Origin of the sequence: Streptomyces sp. MB09-01, from assembly GCF_033794505.1 — a bacterium.
Lineage (GTDB): Bacteria > Actinomycetota > Actinomycetes > Streptomycetales > Streptomycetaceae > Streptomyces.
The window spans coordinates 1-19,994 of record NZ_JARAYQ010000158.1; the positions used below are offsets into that span (position 1 = coordinate 1).

The window sequence follows — 19,994 nt, forward strand, 5'->3', positions numbered from 1 at the left end:
CGGTGGGACACGAAGACCTCCGTGCGTGGTGTGGAGCCTAGACACCTCCACCACACCGGAGGTCTTCGCCATGATCAAGACCCGACACTGTTAACAACGTTCGTGATCAATACACCTAGACCAGCTGGGCCCGAAGGCCAAGGTTATTGGCCTGATCGTGACCGGCGTGGTTCTGTGCACAGTCATCGGGCTTATCGCGATCGCAAGCAAGAGCGTCGTAGTCGGGTTCATCGTGGGCGCTGTCCTGACACCGCCTGTCCACCGAATGCTGCAGCGACGCAGGCACGTCGCCGGTTCTTGACCTTACGGTCCCTGCTGCCCGCTGCGCCCCGGCCTCATCAGGCCGGGGCGCAGTTGTGCTGGGGCCCAACCCCTTTTGAGGCATTCATCTTGTGCGTATGGGTGGGGGTGTGGGGGTTGCGCTGGGGTGTATCGCCTATACGTTCGCCGATTATGGTGATGGACAGTCAATGGCATGGCGCCGTCCGGTCGTGTTGGCCGGGAGGTCTTCCGGAACTGCGGCGGCCGAGGGCTCCGGCGGGCCGGGTGGGGAGGGGTGGACGGCGACGCATCCCGGGGCCGCGAGCAGCGCGGCAAGGAGCAGGGGCAGCGACCAGCGACGCATGCCGCCACAGTCCCGCACAAGCCCCGCAGGGCGTCTGAGGGCCCCGTGGCACCCCTCGGATGGATGACGTGACGACCATCCTGCAGAGCCGCTTACGCCTGGCGTGGCCGACCCTGGAAGAGGGGGCGGCAATCGGTGAGGGAGGCCCTCGTGATGCTCAGGCCGCCGGTTGAGCCGATGCTGGCGCAGTCCACGGAAGCCGTGCCGGGCCCGGCGGCCTGCGGGCGGGGGTGGCGTACGAGCAGAAGCTGACGGTCACCGGGCGCTCCTGTTCACCGCGGCCGGCCCGGGCGGCTCGGTGGTGGTGCAGACCCGGCGTGGGGCGTTGGTGCAGGACCGGTGGCCGGACCTGGTGGCGGCTGCCGAGGCGCAGTTGCCGCACGGTCTGGTCCTCGATGGCGAACTGGTCCACCGAAGCGGTCGTGTACCCCGAGATCGGCCCGGGCTGCACCCCGACCGGCGGGACCTGGTGGTCGTACTACGACGAGCGGGAGGTCACGCCGGCCGGTGCGCTGGACACCGACCACATGATGCTGCCTGCCGAGGCCTGGGACTCGGGGGCGTCGGCGTGGACGTCCGCGCGGCGTGAGGCGTACGCGAACGACCAGGGTCAGCATCGGCCTGGTCGATGTGTTCACCACCCCGGGGGCCTGGTCGGCGTGGACGGACGCTCTCGTCGAGGGTGGAGGCGGCTTCGGCGACCTGCTCGGCCCGGCACTGCTGGCGTTTCCGCTGCTGGTGCTGGGCCTGTCGGGCTTCGAGACCGGCGTGAGCATGATGCCGCTCGTCGCCGCCGAGGGCGCCGATTCCGAACGGCGGCTGCACGGCCGGATCCTCAACGGCGTCGTCTACGACATCGAGCTGGAGACCGACCGCAACCCGCTGGGCCTGGAGGCCGACAGCTCCTCGTCGCAGCAGAACTGATGATGCGCCGGGCCGCGGCGCACGCCGCCCGCGATCCGAAGGCGCAGATGCGGTGCTCCCGGGCAGCGGCGGAACTACTGAACGAGGCGTACGCGTTCTTCAAGGACCGCGACGAGAAGTGATCCGCCGCGCGCCGGCGTTGCCCGCGCTTCGGCCCCCGCCGCGCCGGTTCCGGCCCGGGCACCGCCTGCCGGGTTCTACGGTGCACGGTGAGCAACGAAGATGCCGTCGGCCGGCGGGGACGGACAGCCCGTGGCCGACGAGGTGCTGGCAGCGGCCCTGACCGCGCAAGGGGAGCCGGGTGTGCGGGCGCTGGGCCTGCTGGAGGATGCGCGCGGGATCCTGACCGGTGACTTCCTTCAGAGGCGGCCGAGGCCGCGGAGTCGTGCCTGCGGGGCGGGGCGGACGCCCTGCTGAGCCTGCCGGGCGCCCCGCAGCTCAAGACTAGAGCGGCGAGCGCGAAGCGGATTCCGCCAGCCCGGCCCGTGTGCTCGTTGCCCTCGTCCTGGCTGGCCACGACGTCACCCCGCCCCCGACAGGAGCACCCGGCCACGCACTCAAAACGCCTGATCTCGTTCGGCTACCTGCATCTCAAGGGCGGTCCGCCGGTGACCGCTGACCGCTGATACCGCGTCGAGGACGTTCCGCGCGCGGCTGGGGTCCGGCGGCCGCCCGTGACAGGGCTTTCTTCCGGAAGTGTGGGTGTGGTGCGAGGCGGAACGGCTCAGCGGTTGCCCCGGCACGTCGCCCGCTATGGGCGTCCGAGGAGTTGGCTGCCGGCAGTGTTGTCGGTGCGGGCGGTGAAGTAGTCGGTGAAGGCCTGGACGAATTCGTCTTCCGTGATACGGCCGTCTCCATCGTGGTCGAGCTGGCGGAAGCCGTGGTTGAGTTCGGCGGGGTGAACCCGGGAGCCGCCGAAGATCGTGCGGTACTCATCGGCGCACAGGTGTCCGCTGCCGTCGGTGTCCGCGGCGTGGAAGATCGCCCGTACCGCGACATGCAGTCCCTGCTCGAGGTAGGCCGGACCGGTGTCGATCCCTGTGAGCATGGCGGCGACGAACTCCTCACAGGTCACCTGTTCGTCCTGATCAGCATCCATGCCGGTCCGCAGCTGCTGCCACCAGGTCTCGAAGGCGGCGTAGACGGGAGCTTCGCGTTCAGGGGCGAGTTCGAGCGGCCAGCACACGTTGTGCGCCATGGCCTGCAAATCGGCCGCGCTGATGCGGCCGTCGCCGGTCTGGTCCAGGACCTGGCGGAAGAAGGTCCGCAGACGCGCCGGACGGGAATCGGCACCCTTGCGGCGGCGCGGTGCGGGAAGCCGGACGGGGCCTGCCTCCGGCGTGGAAGGATGGCCGGTTGAGGCAGTGGGAGGCTGCGGAGTCGAGGGGACGCCGGCCAGTGGGCTGCGGTAGCGGCGGTGCTCGGGCAGGGCGTTCATCAGCACCCGCATACCGCGGTGCAGGATGAAAGACAGCAGGGCCGCGCGGCGGGTGCGGGGCAGGCTGAAGCGCTCGCGGAAGGCTTCTGGCAGGTCCGCGATGGTCAGCGCGCCGATCACGTGGGCGGCCAGCGTGCGCACAAGCGGCCAGGCCAGCTTCAGGTGGCCGAGGCGGCGGGGGGCGGGTGCTTCACGGAGCATGTCGAAGAGCAGGTAGCGCACGGGCTCGCTGTATTCGAGGCGCTCTCGGATCGTGCGGTCCATGTAGGCGGGCACGTCGGCCGCCGTGGCCGGAAATAGATCGTCAGACAAGCCGAACTCGGTACAGACTGCACGGAATTCTCCGTACATCTGATCCAGTTCAGGCGGCGCCAGCGGGCGTCCGGACAGTTCCCGCATCGCCGTCATGCACTCGTACAAGGTGACCAGCACCCACACCCGCACCGCCGGGTCCAACGCTGTGAACGGCCTGCCCTGCTCGTCGGTCCCGGCCAGACGGCGGTGCGTGCGCTCCAGACGGGCAACCTCACGGCGCAGCCCCTCACGGTCGGAGAAGAACAGGCGCTTCCCGCTGTCCATCGTGTGCTCGATACGCCGCCACGGGTGCGCGCGGTAGGTGGAGAAGTTGGTCATGCCAGCGGCGACCGCCGGATCCGCGGTCTGCAGAACCAGCAGCCGCCACGCCACCAACCCGATCCGCCATTCCCCCAGTGTGCGGCGCAGCAGCGAATCAGGACCAGGAAGATCAGCGATAGCCAAGGGGACGTCTCCTCAAGCACGTGCACAGGAATGAGCAGGGGATGGCCGAAGATTGGGTCGTCCGGCTATCCGCCCAGCCCAACGGCCCTACCGGGATCCGGGAGCGGCCAGGTTCCCGAGTTCACCCATCCGGGGAAACGACTCAGGGCCCTGGTGAGCGAACACGACACGGTGGATGTAGGGGTGGACGGCAGCGAGGATTAGTAGTGCTTTGTTGGTGGGCGCTGCCGACAGGGCACTGGAACTTCGAGCACAGCGCAGGCTTCAGCCGTGGCTCCGGCTCCGGCTCCGGCTCCGAATGAGTTGGGCCGCGGCCAGGCACGATTCCGAGCGGCTTCATCGGAGACCCACTTCGGCTCGGTCGGCGGACCGCGGTGGTCGGCGCGGCCATGGGCCAGAGCACGCCGTGCAGGGGGGTCTCCCTGAACCCGTCGTCGGCCTCGCGGCAATGCCGGGGGTCTCGTCATACCCAGGTAGTCGGGGGACGGGTGTGAGCAGTTGAGGCACAGGAATCCCGGAAAGATTGATCTTGCTGGGGTTCCCTACTCCGGAGAGCGCTCGGGTGCGCTGTGCCCGGGGTCGGCGTTGGTCCTCTTCGGTCAGCAGGATCAGAGGTACGAGGGCGAACGGGGTACCGAAGGACAGCACGGGCAGGGCTGCGGCGAGCCCGCTCGCGGTGCGGCCGCGGGCGGCGGTGCGGCGCTGCAGCCCTTCGGAGGACAACTGGCCCGCCGTCGTGTTCCAGACGACGAGTTCACCGTCGAGGAACAGTCCGTCCGGTAGCTGCCGGGCGGCGGAGACGAGCTCGGGAAACTGGCTCTGGCTCTGCCGCCCGCGCCGGGTCTGCACCAACAAGGGGGTCTCCCGCCGCGGTGGGGGTGAACAGGAGTGCACGGTAGCCGTCGAACTTCGGTTATGCGCTGTTGAACAGTCCGCGAGTACTGTCCAGGCGCATGTCGATCACCGGTTGGCGGGTCCACTTCACTCGCCGCGATGCGCCTTGGCCCCGTGTGGTCACGCCGCTGATGGAGGAGTTCAGCGAGCTGTTCGCGCGGCTGAACACGGGTCTGGACGATCACGGTGTACCTGAGGGCGAGCCGTTCCTGATCGCCCCGAACGGCAGCTACGACGTCGCCTTGAACAAGTACTTCTCGGTCTGGATGGCTCACTCACCGTGGAACACTCAGGCCGCCCACGCCCGTGACCTGCGGACGTTCTTCAACTTCCTGTGGTCGGCACGCGGCGGATGCGGATGGCGAGAGGCAACGCCGGAGGACCGGGCCGCGTACGCGTGGTGGCGTCGGCGGGACGGGCAAGGGCCGCGGGTGCTGGACAGCTCATGGGACCGCGAGGTCGCGACGGTCAACCAGTTCTACCTGTGGGCTTTCGAGCAGGACCTCGTGCGGATGAACCCGATCCGGCATCGTGCAGCCACCTCGTCGTGGGCTGCGCCCGGTGGCGGGTCTGCGCGACCGGTGCCGGCGGAGGCATCGCGAGTGGGGCCTCGTCGGGAGGTGCGGTGGCTTCCGCCTGCTTCGTACCGGCGGTGGCGGAATGTCGGGTTGTGTGGGTTCGACGCTGGTGATCTGCCGCGGCCGGGGTTTCGTGGGCGGTGGGCGGCCAGGAACGCGGCGTTCGCCGACAGCTTGGTGCGAACGGGGCTGCGGTTGTCGGAGCAGTCGGCGCTGACGGTGTTCGAGCTGCCGGAGCTGCCCGCGCCTGGCTCTGGGGTCGTGAACGCTCGCACGGTGCTGCCCGACGCGATCTCGAAGGGCTGCTCTGGCCGCGCGGTGTACACGCCGGTGTCAACGTTGCGGGATGTGTGGGAGTACATGGAGTGGGACCGGCGGGAGATGCTCGACTACGGGCGGGCCCGCGGCTTTTACAGGCCGGGCCGCCGGTCGCTGGTCGTGGAGGATCCGGCCCGTCCGGCTGTGCGGATCGGCGGGCGGTGGGTCCCGGTGGCCCGGCTGGGTGCCGAGGAACGGCGCCGGCTTCTGGTGGCGGGGCCGGACGGGTGGGAGCCGGCGATGGTGTGGCTGAACCAGTGGGGGCTGGCGATGTCGGTGTCGGGCTGGAAGCAGGTCTTCGCCGATGCCAATGCCCGTTGCGCTGCGGCGGAGGTGGGGCTGCGGGCGAGTCCGCACATGCTGCGGCACAGCTACGCGGTGATCACGTTGGAGCTGCTGTGGCGGGGGCATCTGCAGGCGCTGGGCGAGATGAATGGGGCCCAGCGGTTGACGTATCAGCGGGTGTTCGGGGATCCGCTGAACTGGGTGCGGATCAGGCTCGGTCACCGGTCGGCGACGACCACGGCGATCTATCTGCATACGTTGCAGGAGTTGGAGATGCGCACGCGGCTGGAGCTGGTGCCGGAGGGGGCGTGGGAGCCGGCGGGATTCAGCCCGGAGGGCTGGCAGGAGAGTACGGCGGTGGCCGGGTGAGCGAGGGGTCGGTGAAGGCGGGCCGGGGCCGGGCGGCGGCGGTGCCGGAAGGGTTCTACGAGCGTCCGCCGTCGGTGGTGGTGCCGCGCGAGGGCGGCAGTCCGGTGGTGCGGTTCGTGGGTGAGGACGGACGCGAGCGGGACTTCCGGTTCGCCGAGCTGCCGCTGCCCGTGCTGCACGAGGATTTCGCTTTCGCGCTGGATGCCCGAATCGGTTTCGGGGGCGGGCGGCGAACGCAGCGGGCCGCGACGGGGCAGTGGCAGACGATCCGGCGGTTCTTCACCGTGCTGGACGCCTTGACTGAGCCGCCGAGGCGGGTGGCGGATCTGCGGGTGCGGCATGTGGAGCGGTTCCGGATGTCGCGGATGGAGACCTGCGAATACAAGACGGCACTGAAGCATGTGCAGGATCTGCTGCTGGTCCTGCGCGCCCTGCCCCACCAGGAGCGGCTGGACCGGAACCTGGTGGACTTCATGGGGCAGCGCGGACACGGCGTCGATGCCCAGCAGTCCGGGCCGCCGGGGTATTCGGACCGGGAGTTCACCGCCGTCATGGCTGCGGCCCGCTCCGATGTGGTCACGATCCGCGACCGGCTCGCCGCCGGGGAGGCCCTGCTCACCCACTACCTCACCAGCCCGTCATCCCTGGACGCCCCAGAGCGGGAGCGCGGTGCCGAGCTGGCGGAGCTGGCCCGCACCGGGCGCCCGCCGGTGGACTACCGGGGGATGGCCGTCGGCCAGTACGCGGCGGCTGGCCTGGAGCAGGCCCGCCGGCTGTTCGTCGTGGATGGTGACCTGGCTCCGCTGATGATCTACGCGGCAGGATTGAGCGGCCGCAATCCGGAGACGCTCAAGGAGCTTCCCGCCGAGCACCGAGTTCTGGAGGAGCGGGCGGTGGTGGTGACGCTGACGAAGCGGAGGCGGGGCAAGGCCAACTCCCGGACGACCGTGCACTGGAGCACCGACCGGGATCCGGGCCGCCGACTCCGGACTGCGGGCGGCTTCTACCTGCTACTGCACGAGATGATGGCCCGCAGCCGGGCCCTGTCCAAGACGGCGGGCCTGTGGTCGATCTGGGCGGGCAACGGACGCGGGCGGATCAGCAACGCCGCCACGGCCGGACACATCGGCCCCTTCGATGCCGAGCTGGGCCGCAAGCTGCACCTCGGGAAGTGGGCTGCCCGCCACGGTCTGCTGGACGATGACGGGAACCCGCTGAACCTGCGGCTGACACGGCTGCGCACGACGGTGGAGGTCCGATCCGCAAAGCAGGTGGGCGGCCATCTGCCCTCCGCCCGGCTGTCCAACACGGCCGAGACCTCCTTCACCCACTACCTGCGCAAGGACCCCTTCGTCAGGGAGTGGTCCGCCGGGATCCTCACCGAGGCGATCACCGACGCCCACGACCAGACCCTCGCCGTCCTCGCGCCGTCCCGGCGGGAGGATGGCGAGACCGCACGGGAGTCGGCGGGTGCGGGCCGACTGGACACCCTGGCTGCCTTGTGCCTGGACATCGACCACCACCCCGTGCACGGGGGCCGCTGTCGCGACTCCTTCCTGACCTGCCTGCACTGCCCGAACGCGATGGTGTTGGAGCGGCACCTGCCGATGCTCCTGGCGCTGGCGGACATGCTGCGGGCCGACTTGGAACGGCGGGACGCCGAGCAGTGGGTGCGCCGCCACGGCCGGACGTGGCAGATCATCACCGCCGGGATCCTGCCCCGATTCACCGCGGCCCAGCGGGCGAACGCGGCCCGCACCCAACCGGCCACTCTGCCGCTCGACCTCCTCGACGGCCCCCAGGAGACGCCATGACCACCCTGGCCGCCGCAGTCGAGGCGTGGCAGCCCGTACCGGCGGGGGCGCGGGTGCTGGCCGGACGTCCGCTGCGCGAGGACGCCGTGCTGGAGGAGACCTCGGTCTTCGCCGACGACGTGTGGATCCTGGACCCCGTCCTACTGTGAGCGGACCGCCAGCCGGCCATCCTCAACTTCACCAAGCTCCCCGCCTGCTATGTGGCGGTGGCGAAGCACCTGTTCTACGCCCTGCTCACCCAGGACACCTCGCCGGGCGAGACACCGATCTCCATCTCCAGCATCCACACCTACTTCAGCTGCGCGCGTCGTTTCTTCCTCTGGGCCGGCTCCCGTACCGGATCGCTGGCGGATCTCACGGCGGAGGACCTCGCCGCCTACCACCAGGCGATTGTTGGCCTGCGGCAGGCGACGGGCAGCACGAGGCGTCACCGGCGGGCGGTGCGGATGCTGTGGGCCTACCGCACCCGATTGCCGGTCTCACAGCGTCTGGTGTGCGATCCGGTGCGGCTGCCGACCTGGCAGGCATGGGCCCGCCCTCAGAGCCGCCGGAGCGGGGAGAACCTCACCGGCCGCATCCCCGAGCAGGTCATGGCACCGCTACTGACATGGGCTCTCCGCTGGGTGGACGACTTCGCCGACGACGTGCTGGGTGCCCGCACCGTCAGGGCCGCCCTCGACGCGCGGCCCGCGCCTTGCCCGGATCCGCTGAGCGCTCTGGCCCGCGTGCTGGCCGAATTCCGTGAACGCGGCATCCCCCTGCCCGCCGTACCGGCCGGCGCAGATGGACCTGAGGTGGCTGCGACGGCCAACGTCACGCACCTGGCACGACTCGTCGGCTGCAGTCCCAATCTCCTGACGAGCAAGCGGACCGCCGGGCTGGTCAAGGATGCCGCAACCGAGCTCGGCGTGGCCGGCGACAGCTACCTCGATCATCGCGTCCGGGGCCTGCTGGACGGCCGCCCGTGGCTGGCCGCGATCTCGTACTACGACGTCCCCCGCTTCCTGTCCCTGCTCCAGACGGCCTGCTGGGTCGTGATCGCCTACCTGTCCGGGATGCGGGACTCCGAGATCAAGCACCTCCAGCGCGGGTGCGTCAGCACGCGGCAGGACCCGGACGGCAGGGTCTACCGGCACGAACTGACCAGCCTCGCCTTCAAGGGCGAGACCGACCCCCGCGGCGTGACGGCGACGTGGATCGTCACCGCTCCCGTTGCTCGCGCGGTTGCCGTCCTCGAACGCCTCCAGCCCGAGGCACAAGCCTTCCTGTTCACCCCGGCCGGCGGCCGGAACGTCACTTCCTCCCGGCTCCCCGTCCAAGGCCGGGTCACGCCCAGCAGGACCACGGTCACCAAGCTGGCCGCCCTGACCACCTGGATCAACGACTACTGCGCCACGGCGCACCGCACCGACCGGATCCCCCACGTGAACGGCCGCCCGCCGCACCTGACCACCCGGCAGTTCCGCCGCACCCTAGCTTGGTTCATCGCCCGCCACCCCGCGGGCGCCATCGCCGGCGCCCTCCAGTTCCGCCACCAGCGGATCCAGATGTTCGAGGGCTACGCCGGTACCAGCGACTCGGGCTTCCGTGCCGAGGTCGAGGCGGAGGAATCCCTCACCCGCGGCCAGTACCTCGCCGACACGGCCACCGAGCCCGACCGGCCCCGGCTGACCGGCCCCGCGGGCGCGGAGGCAGAACAGCGCCTCACCGCCTTCGCCCGGCATGCCCTCTTCGAGGGGCAGGTCGTCACCGACGAAGCCCGCCTGCTGCGGATCATGAAACTCCACGACCCCGCGATCTACCCCGGCACCTTCGTCACCTGTGTCTTTAACCCCGACCGCGCCCTGTGCCGACCTGCCCCAGGTACATCGGAGGAACCAGAGCTTGGGGACTGTCGGCCGCTCGCCTGCCGCAACACCGCTCTCACTCCGGGCAACCGCGAAGCCCACGCCCGGCACCTCGCCGTTCTCGACTGTGCCCTGGCCCAAGGCGACCGCCTCGCCCCCTACATCCGCCACCGCTTCCAGCAACAGCGCCAGGACACCAGCGACTTCCTCACCCGACATACCCCGGAGCCCACGTGAAACCACCGATGCCCGACTCCGACGCCGTCCGCACCGCGATGGACGCCGTCCTCGTCGAAGCGGCGGCCGCCGGTCGGCGCGCCACGGTCACCGCGGTCGAGCGGCGCCTCGGCGTCACCCACGCCACCTTCTACCGCCACCACCAGGACCTGATCACCAGCTACTTCCAACCCCGCGCGACGCCCGCCCTCCAGACGGAAACCCAGTCCCAGGCCACGGGCGAGCAGGCCCAGAACAACCTGAGGCGCCTGCGGCAGGAGAACGCCGACCTGCGCCGAACCCTGCACCTGTACGAGGAGGCCATCCGGCAGCTGGCAATCGAGAACGACGCCCTCCGGCAACAAGCGACCGTCATTCCCCTGCCCGCACGAGCGGACCAGCGGCCGAGGCTCAGACCGCAATGACCTCGGCCGACCGGGATCAGGTGCTCATGAGCAGCAGGTGCCGTCAGGCCGTGGCGCTGCCTTCCGCAGTAGTGGCACGGGGGTGGGTTTCGTACATCCGGATCGCGACGACAAGGCCGGAGGCGGCGGTGAGGGCGGCGACGGTCCAGATGGCGGCGGTCAGCCCGTATGCGGCGGCGATGGCTCCGGCGAGGAGGGCGCCGACGGCGAAGCCGCCGTCTCGCCAGAGGCGGTAGACGCCGACGGCGCGGGCGCGCCAGGCGGGGTGGGCGACGTCGCCGATGACGGCGAGGAGGGTCGGGTAGACCAGGGCGGTGCCGATGCCGAGGAGGACTTGGGCGGTGGCCCAGACGGGGAAGGTGGTGCCGGCGGCGACCAGGGCGATGGCTGCGGCCTGGAGGAGCATGCCGGCGGTGATGAGGTGTTTGCGGCCGACGCGGTCGGACCACCATCCGGTGAGGAGTTGGCCGGCGCCCCAGACCGCGGGGTAGATGGCGGCGAGGATGCCGATCTGTGCGATGGACAGGCCGTGGGCGGCGAAGAGCAGGGGGAAGATGCCCCAGGCGAGGGCGTCGTTGAGGTTGTTGACCATGCCCGCCTGGCTCGCGGCGGACAGGGCCTTGTCGGTGAAGCTGGTGCGGCGGGTGATCTGGGCGGTTGTCAGGTCCGTTTCGGCGGTGGACTGCACGGGGTGGAGGGCTGCTTCGGCGCGGGCGTATTCACGAGTCTCGCGGACGAGGAGGGTGGACATGCCGAGGCCGAGAGCGGCGTAGGCGGCTCCAAGGAGGAACGGCTCGGGGCGCAGCCCGTAGTGGGAGGCGATGGCACCGGTGGCCAGGGAGGTGGCGGCGACCGCGACGTATCCGGCGGCTTCGTTGAAGCCCATGGCGAGTCCGCGGCGTTCGGGACCGGCGAGGTCGATCTTCATGATGACGGTGGTGGACCAGGTCAGGCCCTGGGAGGCGCCGAGGAGGATGTTCGCGGCGACGATCCAGCCCCAAGTCGGGCCCCAGGCCAGCATGGCGGGCACGGGCAGGGCGATCAACCAGCCCGCGATGAGTACGGGCTTGCGGCCGTAGCGGTCCGAAAGGGTGCCCGCGAAGAAGTTGACGGCTGCCTTCGTCGCGCCGAAGGCCAGGATGTAGGTCAGCGCGAACGCGGACGCGGCCAGGTGGAATACCTGGTCGGCGAGCAGGGGCAGGACGACGCGTTCCTGGCCGAGCATGCCGCCGACGAGCGCGTTGACGGCGACGAGCAGGGTGAACTGGGCGAGGTTGGCGTGCAGCCCGAGCCGGATACCGGTGTGGTCGGCGGTCGGGTGCGCGGGGGCGGGAGTGTTCACTCGCCCTCCTCGAGTGCGTTGCCGGTCGCTTTGGCCCAGTCGCCGGGGCCGCCGTCGAGGACGGCGAGGTTCCGGTGTCCGGCGCGCTGGAGGAGGCTGGCGGCGGTCATGGCGCGTTCGCCGTGCCCGCATGCCACGACCGCTCCGGCCGGAGCCTCATCCGTTCGGGCATGAAGGTCGCCGAGTTCGATGCCGATGGCGCCCGGGATGTGGCCGGCGGTGTGCTCGGCCTTCTGCCGGATGTCCAGCACCGGCCGCCCGGCAATCCGGTCAGCGCAGACGAGAGCGATCGTCTCCAGTGCACCGCCCTGGGCGGTCCAGGCGTCCATGCCGCCGTCCAGGACACCTGCGAGTCGTTCGTAACCGATCTTCAGCGCCTGCCAGGTGATCTCGGCCAGGTCCTGGCCGGGGGCGGTGACGAAGACGAGGGGGGCGTCGTCGGGCAGCAGCCAGCCCAGCCATGTGGCGAACTGGTCCCGCAGCGGGATCGAGATCGCACCGGGAATGTGACCGGCGGCGAAGTCGGCCACCGGGCGTACGTCGACGAGCTGCGCGCCGTCGGCGAGCAGCGTCCGTACGCGCTGGGTGTCGAGCGCGGGCAGGAGCGGGGCGCCGGCCAGGACGGCGGGGCCGCGGCGGTTCACCTCGCCGAGGCGGTCGAAGTAGGCGGGGTAGGAGCCGAGGCTGCCCAACAGCTGTGCCACGAAGGAGTCCTCGTCGGGTGCGGCCAGCAGGGGGTTGGCGTGCTTCTGGGCGCCGATGGTGGTGGTGCGCTCGGCCCCGGGCGGGGCGGAGCAGAAGGACCCGGCGCCGTGGGTGGGCCAGACCGCCACTGCATCGGGCAGGCGGGCCAGACGCTTCAGTGAGTGGTACTGGGCGCGGGCCAGCTCCTGCGCGCGGTCGGCGCCGAGGAGGTCGGTGCGGGCGGCGGAGCCGACGATCAGCGAGCCGCCGGTGAACACGCCGAGCTCCCGGTCCCCGTCGAGGAGGAGGAAGGAGAGGTGCTCGTCGGTGTGGCCGGGCGTGGCCAGCGCCCGCAGTGTCAGGCCGCCGAGGTCGACCTCGTCGCCGTCTCCGAGGCCGCGGTGGGCGAAGGCCCGCATCCCGGCCGTGGAGGCGAGTACGGCGGCGCCGTCGTCGTGGGCGAGCTGGGCGGCGCCGGAGAGGAAGTCGGCGTGCAGGTGGGTGTCGGCCGCGAACGTAACCCGCAGCCCGCGCTGCTTGGCCGCGGCGTGCAGGGCGCGCAGGTCCCGGGCGGCGTCGACGGCCAGGGCCCGGCCGTCGCCGAGGTCGACGAGGTAGGCGCTGTTGCCCAGGCCGTGGTCGACCAGCGGTATGAGGTGATCGTCGGCGAAGCCCATGGGGTCCTCCAGGTGTCAGGGTAGGTGCCGGGTCGCTTCAGCGCCCGCCCTCGTTTACAATATTCCATGGATCTATGGAGGATGTCATGGGAGACCCTGAGCGCAAGACCGCGCTGTACGACGCCTTCGCCCGCACGGGCAAGGCACTGAGCAGCGGCAAGCGCCTGGAGCTGCTCGATCTGCTGGCCCAGGGCGAGCGCACCGTCGACGCCCTCGCCAAGGCCGCCGCCCTCAACCTGACCACAGCCTCCGCCCACCTGCAGACCCTCAAGCAGGCTGGGCTCGTCGCCACCCGCCGCGACGGCGTACGGATCCACTACCGCCTCGCCGGTGACGACGTCGCCGCGCTCTACGCCCTCCTGCGCAACGTCGCCCAGGCCCACCAGGACGCCGTCGAGCCCGCCCGCACGGCCTACCTCGGCACCGACCACGCCGAAGAGGTTAGCCGCGAGGACCTCATCACCCGCGCGCAGTCCGGCGAAATCGTGGTCCTCGACGTCCGCCCCGCGGAGGAGTACGCCGCCGGCCACATCCCCGGCGCCCTCTCCATCCCCGTCACCGAACTCGCCGACCGCATCAGCGAGCTCCCCGCAGACACGGAAGTCGTCGCGTACTGCCGGGGCGCCTACTGCGTCCTGGCCTACGACGCCGTACGCCTGCTGCACGACCGCGGCCGCAAAGCGGTCCGCCTCACCGACGGCATGCTGGAATGGCGCCTGGCAGAGCTGCCCGTGGACACGGAGAGCGCCGCATGACCGCTCCACATCCCGCCCTGGGCGGCGGGCCGATCTACCTGGACTACAACGCCACCACGCCGGTCGATCCCCGAGTCGCCGAGGCGGCATTCCCCTACCTCGGCGCCTGGTTCGGCAACCCCTCCAGCGCCCACGCCTACGCATCCGAGCCGAAGCAGGCCCTGGACCGGGCCCGTGGCCAAGTCGCCGCACTGATCGGCGCCGATCCGGGCGAGATCGTGTTCACCGGCTCCGGATCGGAGGCCGACAACCTCGCCATCCGAGGAGCCGTACTGGCAGCCCGCACCCCCCGCCCCCACATCGTCACGCAGACCACCGAACACCCCGCCGTCCTGGAGACCTGCCGCGCACTGGAACGCCTTCACGGCGTGGACGTCACCTACCTCCCGGTCGACCACGACGGCCGAGTCGACCCCGACACCCTGGCCGCCGCCCTCACCGAGCACACCGTGCTCGTCTCCGTCATGGCGGCCAACAACGAGACCGGCGCCCTCCAGTCGATCACGGAACTGGCCCGGATCACCCGGGCCCACGGCGCGCTCTTCCACTGCGACGCGGCCCAGGCCATCGGCAAGATCCGCATGAACGTCGCCGAGCTGGATGTGGACCTGCTGACCGTCGTCGGCCACAAGATGTACGCGCCCAAGGGCATCGCCGCCCTCTACATCCGCACCGGCATCCCCCTCGAACCCCTCGTCTACGGAGGCGGCCAAGAGCACGGCCTGCGCGCCGGCACCGAAAACGTCGCCCTGGCCGTAGCCCTCGGCACCGCCGCCCAACTCGCCGCCGACGAGCTCGCGGCCGACGGAGACCAGCGCATCACCGAACTGCGCGACCGGCTCCACACACAACTGGCCCAAGCCCTGCCGGGGAGGGTCCATCTCAACGGTCCCGCCCAGGGTCGCCTGCCCAACACCCTGAACATCAGCATCACCGGCACACGGGGGCATGAACTCCTCGCCGCCATCCCACAGATCGCCGCCTCCACCGGATCCGCCTGCCACAGCGGCGAGCAAACCGCCTCGCCCGTCCTGCGGGCGATGGGCCTCAACGAGCAATGCGGCCTCTCCGCCCTGCGACTCTCACTGGGACGCTGGACCACCCCTGCAGAAGTCGACCAGGCGACGCAGCTCATCGCAGCCGCAAGTCCCACCTTCAGCACCTGACTCACGAGAGGACCGCGCTGGCGACAGCAGGCCGAGCACCCCGAGGCCAGCACGAGTCGTTCCGACAGCACCGGCGGACGGGCCAGCCTCGGACAACGGACAGACCCAAACTCTGTCCATAATTTCTGCTCGAAGGCCAGCTCGCCCAGCACACCAGGTCCCGGCACCGACTCCACGGCCTGCGCGAGCATCGGTTCGACCGGCGGTCGCAATGTCACCCCGGGGCCTCCCTTCGCGCTCATGTCCGGGACGAGGACAGGGCTTTCACGAGGTCGTCGCGGGTCATCTGGGAGCGGCTGGGGACATTGGCGGCGGCTGCCTTCTTGTAGAGGTCTGCCTTCGGCAAGCCACTCAGGTCCTCCTCCGGGGTGGAGCGGTCTGCTTCTTCGCCGCCAGCTTCTTGCCGGCCGCAGTCTTCCCGGAGACCGTGGCCTTCCCGCCTGGTGGGCTTGGGGCTGCCGGCCGCTCGACGCTGGCGCGCAGGGCCTCCATGAGGTCGACCACGCCGGTCGGCTCGGCCGCCGGCTCGGCCTTATCGACGCTCTCGCCGGCTCGGCCTTATCGACGGTCTCGCCGGCCTCGATTTCGAGACCTGGCTGGCCGGACACCGGGACAGGTCCGACTGGAGCTGACTGAGGGGTGGAGGTAGCTGTTGAGGTAGGTGCGGGCTGCGGCCTCGCTGGTGCCGAGCGCGGTCGCCACCTCCCCGATCGGGACATCCTGGGCGGCGAGCTCACCCGCCGCGTCCTGGCCGGTCTGGGCGATGAGGTACTTCCGGCTGGACACGGTGGCGTTGGAGCAGGCAGCGGCCAAGCGTCGGCCGCACGATCGGCTGGGCTGGGCGGTGCAGTGGGACACAGTACGGATGCTGGGCACCTTCCTGTCGGCGCCGGCCGAAGTACCGTCTGGGGTGGCCGAGTTCATCGCGGAGGAGTTGGGGATCGACGATCCGTCGTGTCTGAAGCTGTACCCGGAGCGGCTGCCGACCCAGCACGAGGACGCCCGCGAGATCGGGAAGCTGCTGGGGGTCCGCGACTTCGAGGACGGCGACCTGGCCCTGCATGGCCGCTACCCGATCGTCCGCTCCCACGGCGACGGCTCGCTGCGGGCGCTGCGGGACCCGAATGCCTCCGAGGAATAGCGCGTCCAGGGCATCGAGAGCGGCCTGACCTCGACTACGTGCATGCCCCGGGCGCGCTGACCTCCTCGACTCCTGCCAGCGTGGCCATACAGCCCGGCGGGCTGAACTGCCTCCGGGGGACCGTCAGCCGGTGCAGCCCGGGACCGCACCGGCCGGGCTGCAGTTGTTCGGCTCGTTGTCGCGGATGACATCGCCGTTCAGGGTCAGGACGCCGGACGCCTTGAAGATGCCGCCGCCGTCGCCCGCCCGGTTGTGGGTGATGGTGTTCTCCTCCAGCGTGGTGGTGCCCAGCCCCGCGGGTCCCCCGGCGTGGTAGAGGCCGCCGCCTTGAGCCGTGCCGCCCTTGGCGGTGACCGTGTTCCGAAGGACCTTGTTGCGCCTGGCCGTCAGGGTGCCGCCGTCGGGGTTGTCGAGGCCGCCGCCCTGAGCCGTGCCGTTCGGTGCGTCGACGGTGTTGCCGGTGATGTGGCTGTCGGTCAGGTCGAGCGTGCCGAAGGGGCCCACGCGGACGCCACCACCGCGCGCGGTGCCGCCCTCGGCGACAGCCCGGTTGCCGCTGATCTTCACCTTGCTCACGGTCATCAGGGCGTTGTTCGCGATGCCGCCGCCCTGGGCGAAACCGTGCGGAGCATCTGAGGTGTTGTGCGTGATGGCGCCGCCGGTCACGGTCAGCCTGCCGGGCTCCGGAATGCCGTTGGAGACGGCGGCACGCGCGAACCCGCCCGGGGCGAAGGAACGGTTCTTGCTGATGACCGTGTCCTTGACGGTCGTCTCTGCGAAGCTGATGATGCCGGCCCCGAAGGCAAAGCTCTGGGTGTCCTTGGTGACGGTCGCGATGTTCCCGGTCAGCCGGGAGCGGGTGACCGTCAGCGGACCGTCGTTCGCGATGGCAGCGCCGGCGGCGCCACCACCGATGTCGCTCCCGCTGTAGACCACATGGTTTCCGGTCACCTCGGTCTCGCTCACGCTTCCGGTGCCGGGGTTGTCGATGGCGCCGCCCTGGGCGAACACGTCGGACTGGGATGTGTTGCCGATGAATTTGCTGCGGGTCACCTTCATCGTTCCGGTGTTGGAGATGCCGCCGCCGCAGACGATGCCCGGGAACTGGTCCTCGAAGAACGGGCAGTCGACGGCGAAGCCGCTCTTGATCGTGGTGCGGTCGAGCGTCAGATTGCCCGTCCCCGCGACAAAGAGGATGCGGAACTTCGGAGCCTTCTTGTCGCGCGTGATCGTCGCATCACGGCCGTCGATGGTGATCTCGCTGCGGATCTCTGGCAGCCCGTTGCCGGGACTGGCCGGGTCGGGTGCCGTTAGCTGGTACGTGCACTTGTGTGCCAGCCGGAGGGTGTCCGGTCCGGGTGAGCTGTTCGCGACGTTGATCGCCTCGACGAGATCCGGGACCGAGCAGCGCACCATCACCGCGGCGGCGTGAGCGGCCGGGGCGGGAACCGCCACCAGCGCGCCCGCGACAAGGCCGAGGATGGCCGGGACATGCCGACGAGACATCGGGGACTCCTCTTCTGTGGTGTACGGCCGGCCGTCAGGGGACCGCAACAGCCGAGCACAGCCGACCATGCGCAACCGCTGGCGGCTTCCCGGCGTGTCCGTACGGGGCGAGCAATGACCCGGACAGAGCACGAGGACGCGCGAACGGGCCAAGACGCGCGAAAGGGGCCGCCCTGGAGGGCGGCCCCTTCTCCGTGACGCAGCTCGCCGTACGACGGCTGCAGTCGCTACGACCCGCCGACCGCGCTCTATCCCCCAGCGAGAGCCGTCCTTGCCCTTCACTCTGATGCCGCTCAGAGGATCGAAGAACACGTACTCAAGGAGTCCGGGCCCATCACAGGCCAGAAAGGGGGGCGAATCCAGCCCCTGCCAGTGCAGAGGGCCAATTGAAGCATTCACCAGCGGGAAACCACAGGTCGGCAACTCAGCGCACCTTCGGTGCGCGCCGGGGACGTAGTAAAACTCTCGGGTGTCTGCTCGTAGTACCGGGACGGGCGCGGGAGCGGCCGTCACCTGTCCGTGTCCGGGGGCGGTGCGGTGGCACCCAGGGTCCGCCGGGCGTCCAGCCATACCCTCTCGAACTCCTCGGCCGAGACCGCGCCGGCGCGCGGCGCTTCCTCCCGTCCCGCGAGCCTGCCCTCGGCGACGAGGCCGTACCGCTGCTCATACCGCCTCATAGTCGCGATGTCCGCGCGCTCCTGAAACCGGAGAACCTCCGCCAGGGAGGCGGCGGTCACCGGGGTGCCGTCCTCGCCTCGCAAGTCCACTTGCCGCAGAACCCACCCCTCCTGCCTGAGCCCTCCCACGAGCCCACACCCTCGGTCCAGAGCCGGTGGGGAGGCAACCCGCGGACCTTGTCACGACACGTCCACTTCTGCCGGCTTGCGCGGAATACGTCGTTACCGTGATCGCATGACGTCTGACTCGGCCTCACCATCCGCAAACCTCGCCTCGATGGACAGGGCGGAGTTTGCCTTCCCCGGCCCACTTCGCGACCAGCTCGTCGCAGCGATCCTCGACGGTTCCAAGACCTCCACGACAACGCTCGTCGTCGACTACGAGCATGAGGGGGAACCCCTGCCGGAAGTCGGGAGCCGGTCGGTGGTCATCGACTCGGACGACCGTCCGGTCGCGATCATCGAGGTGACCGGCGTGCGCGTCGTCCCGCTCGCGCAGGTGGACCTCGCGCACGTCGTGGACGAAGGGGAGGGGGACACCAGCGTGGCCGAATGGCGGGCAGGCCACGAGCGGTTCTGGCACAGCGAAGAGATGCGTGCGGCGTTGGAGGACCCCGACTTCACCGTGAACGACGCGACACTGGCGGTTCTGCAACGCTTCCGCCTGATCACCGACCTTCGCCCCGCCGATTGACCGTTCTCGTATCGCTCACTACGCCGTAAGAGCCGTCAACGACCAGGGGGCACCGGCGAGCGGCCAAAGGCGCATCGACATCGAGACCCCGCTGAAAGGCAAGGTCAGAGGCGACAAGAGCAGGCCGGTACCGGCCTGAGCGTGTTCCTGCCGCAGATGGGCCGCATGACCGCCGCCGTCCATTACCCCGGCGAGGACGGGATGCCGCCCGCGGCTGGGGACGCGGTCAGATGGCCACGACCGGTTGGTGAGTCCGCTGGCAGGACGATGCCGGGCACGCGGGCGGGAAGCGCTGCTCCGGGGCCGTATCGGGCCCGGCAGTGACGACACCTCTTTCCCCGCGATAGCCGGGGGAAGAGGCCAGGCTTTCGGACCGGGGCGGTCGGAGGGCGTCTTGCCCGCCGCCACAGCCCAGCCGAACCATCCGACGGCCGCGCCTACGGCCCGTCTCGTCCCGGGCGCAGGATGTCCGCATAGATGCGGGCCCGGACCCCGGGCTCGCGGCGTACCGGGACGATGCCCGAGGTTGCCCAGCGCCCCTCCAGCGTGGCCATGACCGCCCGGACGGTGTCCTCGTTGCCGCCGGTGATGTCCCGGACCACCAGGCCGGGCTCGGCAATGTGCTGCTCGTCGATTCGCTCCGTTTCCCTTCCGACGGTGAGAAACAAGGGAGCGGTTCGCCGTCGGCCCGAGGGCCACTCGTACGAGTGAGAGGCGGCTTCGGCAGAGGCGGGCGGATCGGTCACTGCTGGGGGCGGCTGAGTGCTGTTGTGTGTAGGCGGGAATGCGGGGTCGGCGAAACGGTTCACTACAGTGCCGCCCGCCGAGAGGACTTGCTGATGAGCACCCCCACCCCACGC

Annotated in this window: 17 protein-coding genes and 1 pseudogene; 12 read left to right on the forward strand and 6 right to left on the reverse strand. The window is 70.3% G+C overall.

Annotated features, from left to right (window positions below):
- Positions 1-1,038 precede the first annotated feature (1,038 nt).
- The 3 genes and pseudogenes from PV721_RS28100 to PV721_RS28110 all read left to right on the forward strand — a co-directional run.
- Positions 1,039-1,305: pseudogene (locus PV721_RS28100) on the forward strand (hypothetical protein); the annotation flags it as partial.
- Positions 1,211-1,549: a hypothetical protein gene (locus tag PV721_RS28105; RefSeq protein ID WP_319728877.1), complete on the forward strand. Its 339-nt coding sequence runs from the start codon at positions 1,211-1,213 to the stop codon at positions 1,547-1,549. The pseudogene PV721_RS28100 and the gene PV721_RS28105, both read left to right, overlap by 95 nt.
- On the forward strand, positions 1,549-1,671 hold the full coding sequence (locus PV721_RS28110) for a hypothetical protein (protein WP_319728879.1): 123 nt from the start codon (positions 1,549-1,551) through the stop codon (positions 1,669-1,671). Before PV721_RS28105 ends, PV721_RS28110 begins: the two co-directional genes overlap by 1 nt.
- Before the next feature lie 629 nt (positions 1,672-2,300).
- Here PV721_RS28110 and PV721_RS28115 read toward each other — a convergent pair.
- The gene (locus tag PV721_RS28115) at positions 2,301-3,746 is read right to left on the reverse strand and encodes an oxygenase MpaB family protein (RefSeq protein WP_319728843.1); all 1,446 of its coding nucleotides are present in this window, start codon (positions 3,744-3,746) and stop codon (positions 2,301-2,303) included.
- A gap of 953 nt (positions 3,747-4,699) precedes the next feature.
- On the opposite strand from PV721_RS28115, the gene PV721_RS28120 reads away from it, so the two are divergent.
- Genes PV721_RS28120 through PV721_RS28140 form a run of 5 tightly spaced genes read left to right on the forward strand, consistent with a single transcriptional unit; the run spans position 4,700 to position 10,492 of the window.
- Complete coding sequence (locus PV721_RS28120) at positions 4,700-6,190, forward strand: site-specific integrase (RefSeq protein WP_319728847.1); 1,491 nt, start codon at positions 4,700-4,702, stop codon at positions 6,188-6,190.
- Positions 6,187-8,004, forward strand: a complete 1,818-nt coding sequence (locus tag PV721_RS28125; protein WP_319728850.1) for a hypothetical protein — start codon at positions 6,187-6,189, stop codon at positions 8,002-8,004. The genes PV721_RS28120 and PV721_RS28125 overlap by 4 nt, the downstream gene beginning before the upstream one ends.
- A complete protein-coding gene (locus tag PV721_RS28130; protein ID WP_319728853.1) occupies positions 8,001-8,153 on the forward strand; it encodes a hypothetical protein in 153 nt (50 codons plus the stop codon). Before PV721_RS28125 ends, PV721_RS28130 begins: the two co-directional genes overlap by 4 nt.
- Positions 8,154-8,210: 57 nt before the next feature.
- A complete protein-coding gene (locus PV721_RS28135) occupies positions 8,211-10,088 on the forward strand; it encodes a hypothetical protein (protein WP_319728856.1) in 1,878 nt (625 codons plus the stop codon).
- Positions 10,089-10,096: 8 nt separating this feature from the next.
- Positions 10,097-10,492 (forward strand): hypothetical protein, encoded by a 396-nt coding sequence (locus tag PV721_RS28140; protein ID WP_319728857.1) that lies wholly within the window; start codon positions 10,097-10,099, stop codon positions 10,490-10,492.
- Positions 10,493-10,535: 43 nt separating this feature from the next.
- Here the strand turns inward: PV721_RS28140 and PV721_RS28145 are convergent, their stop codons facing one another.
- Both PV721_RS28145 and PV721_RS28150 read right to left on the reverse strand, forming a co-directional pair.
- On the reverse strand, positions 10,536-11,834 hold the full coding sequence (locus PV721_RS28145) for an MFS transporter (RefSeq protein ID WP_319728860.1): 1,299 nt from the start codon (positions 11,832-11,834) through the stop codon (positions 10,536-10,538).
- The gene (locus PV721_RS28150) at positions 11,831-13,195 is read right to left on the reverse strand and encodes an MBL fold metallo-hydrolase (protein WP_319728863.1); all 1,365 of its coding nucleotides are present in this window, start codon (positions 13,193-13,195) and stop codon (positions 11,831-11,833) included. The genes PV721_RS28145 and PV721_RS28150 overlap by 4 nt, the downstream gene beginning before the upstream one ends.
- Positions 13,196-13,281: 86 nt before the next feature.
- On the opposite strand from PV721_RS28150, the gene PV721_RS28155 reads away from it, so the two are divergent.
- From PV721_RS28155 to PV721_RS28165, 3 genes are all read left to right on the forward strand, one after another.
- Entirely contained in the window at positions 13,282-13,950 is a 669-nt protein-coding gene (locus tag PV721_RS28155; protein WP_319728866.1) for a metalloregulator ArsR/SmtB family transcription factor, read from the forward strand.
- The gene (locus PV721_RS28160) at positions 13,947-15,116 is read left to right on the forward strand and encodes a cysteine desulfurase family protein (protein ID WP_319728869.1); all 1,170 of its coding nucleotides are present in this window, start codon (positions 13,947-13,949) and stop codon (positions 15,114-15,116) included. The genes PV721_RS28155 and PV721_RS28160 overlap by 4 nt, the downstream gene beginning before the upstream one ends.
- 763 nt (positions 15,117-15,879) lie before the next feature.
- Positions 15,880-16,257 (forward strand): DUF4158 domain-containing protein, encoded by a 378-nt coding sequence (locus PV721_RS28165; protein WP_319728871.1) that lies wholly within the window; start codon positions 15,880-15,882, stop codon positions 16,255-16,257.
- Positions 16,258-16,380: 123 nt separating this feature from the next.
- On the opposite strand, the gene PV721_RS28170 is transcribed toward PV721_RS28165, so the two are convergent.
- Positions 16,381-17,763, reverse strand: a complete 1,383-nt coding sequence (locus PV721_RS28170) for a hypothetical protein (protein ID WP_319728873.1) — start codon at positions 17,761-17,763, stop codon at positions 16,381-16,383.
- Positions 17,764-18,272: 509 nt separating this feature from the next.
- Complete coding sequence (locus PV721_RS28175) at positions 18,273-18,440, reverse strand: hypothetical protein (protein WP_319728874.1); 168 nt, start codon at positions 18,438-18,440, stop codon at positions 18,273-18,275.
- Positions 18,441-18,675: 235 nt separating this feature from the next.
- Between PV721_RS28175 and PV721_RS28180 the strand changes: the two genes are divergently transcribed.
- Positions 18,676-19,134 (forward strand): ASCH domain-containing protein, encoded by a 459-nt coding sequence (locus PV721_RS28180; RefSeq protein ID WP_319728875.1) that lies wholly within the window; start codon positions 18,676-18,678, stop codon positions 19,132-19,134.
- Between the two features lie 437 nt (positions 19,135-19,571).
- Here the strand turns inward: PV721_RS28180 and PV721_RS28185 are convergent, their stop codons facing one another.
- The gene (locus tag PV721_RS28185; RefSeq protein ID WP_319728876.1) at positions 19,572-19,802 is read right to left on the reverse strand and encodes a DUF6207 family protein; all 231 of its coding nucleotides are present in this window, start codon (positions 19,800-19,802) and stop codon (positions 19,572-19,574) included.
- Positions 19,803-19,994: the final 192 nt, after the last annotated feature.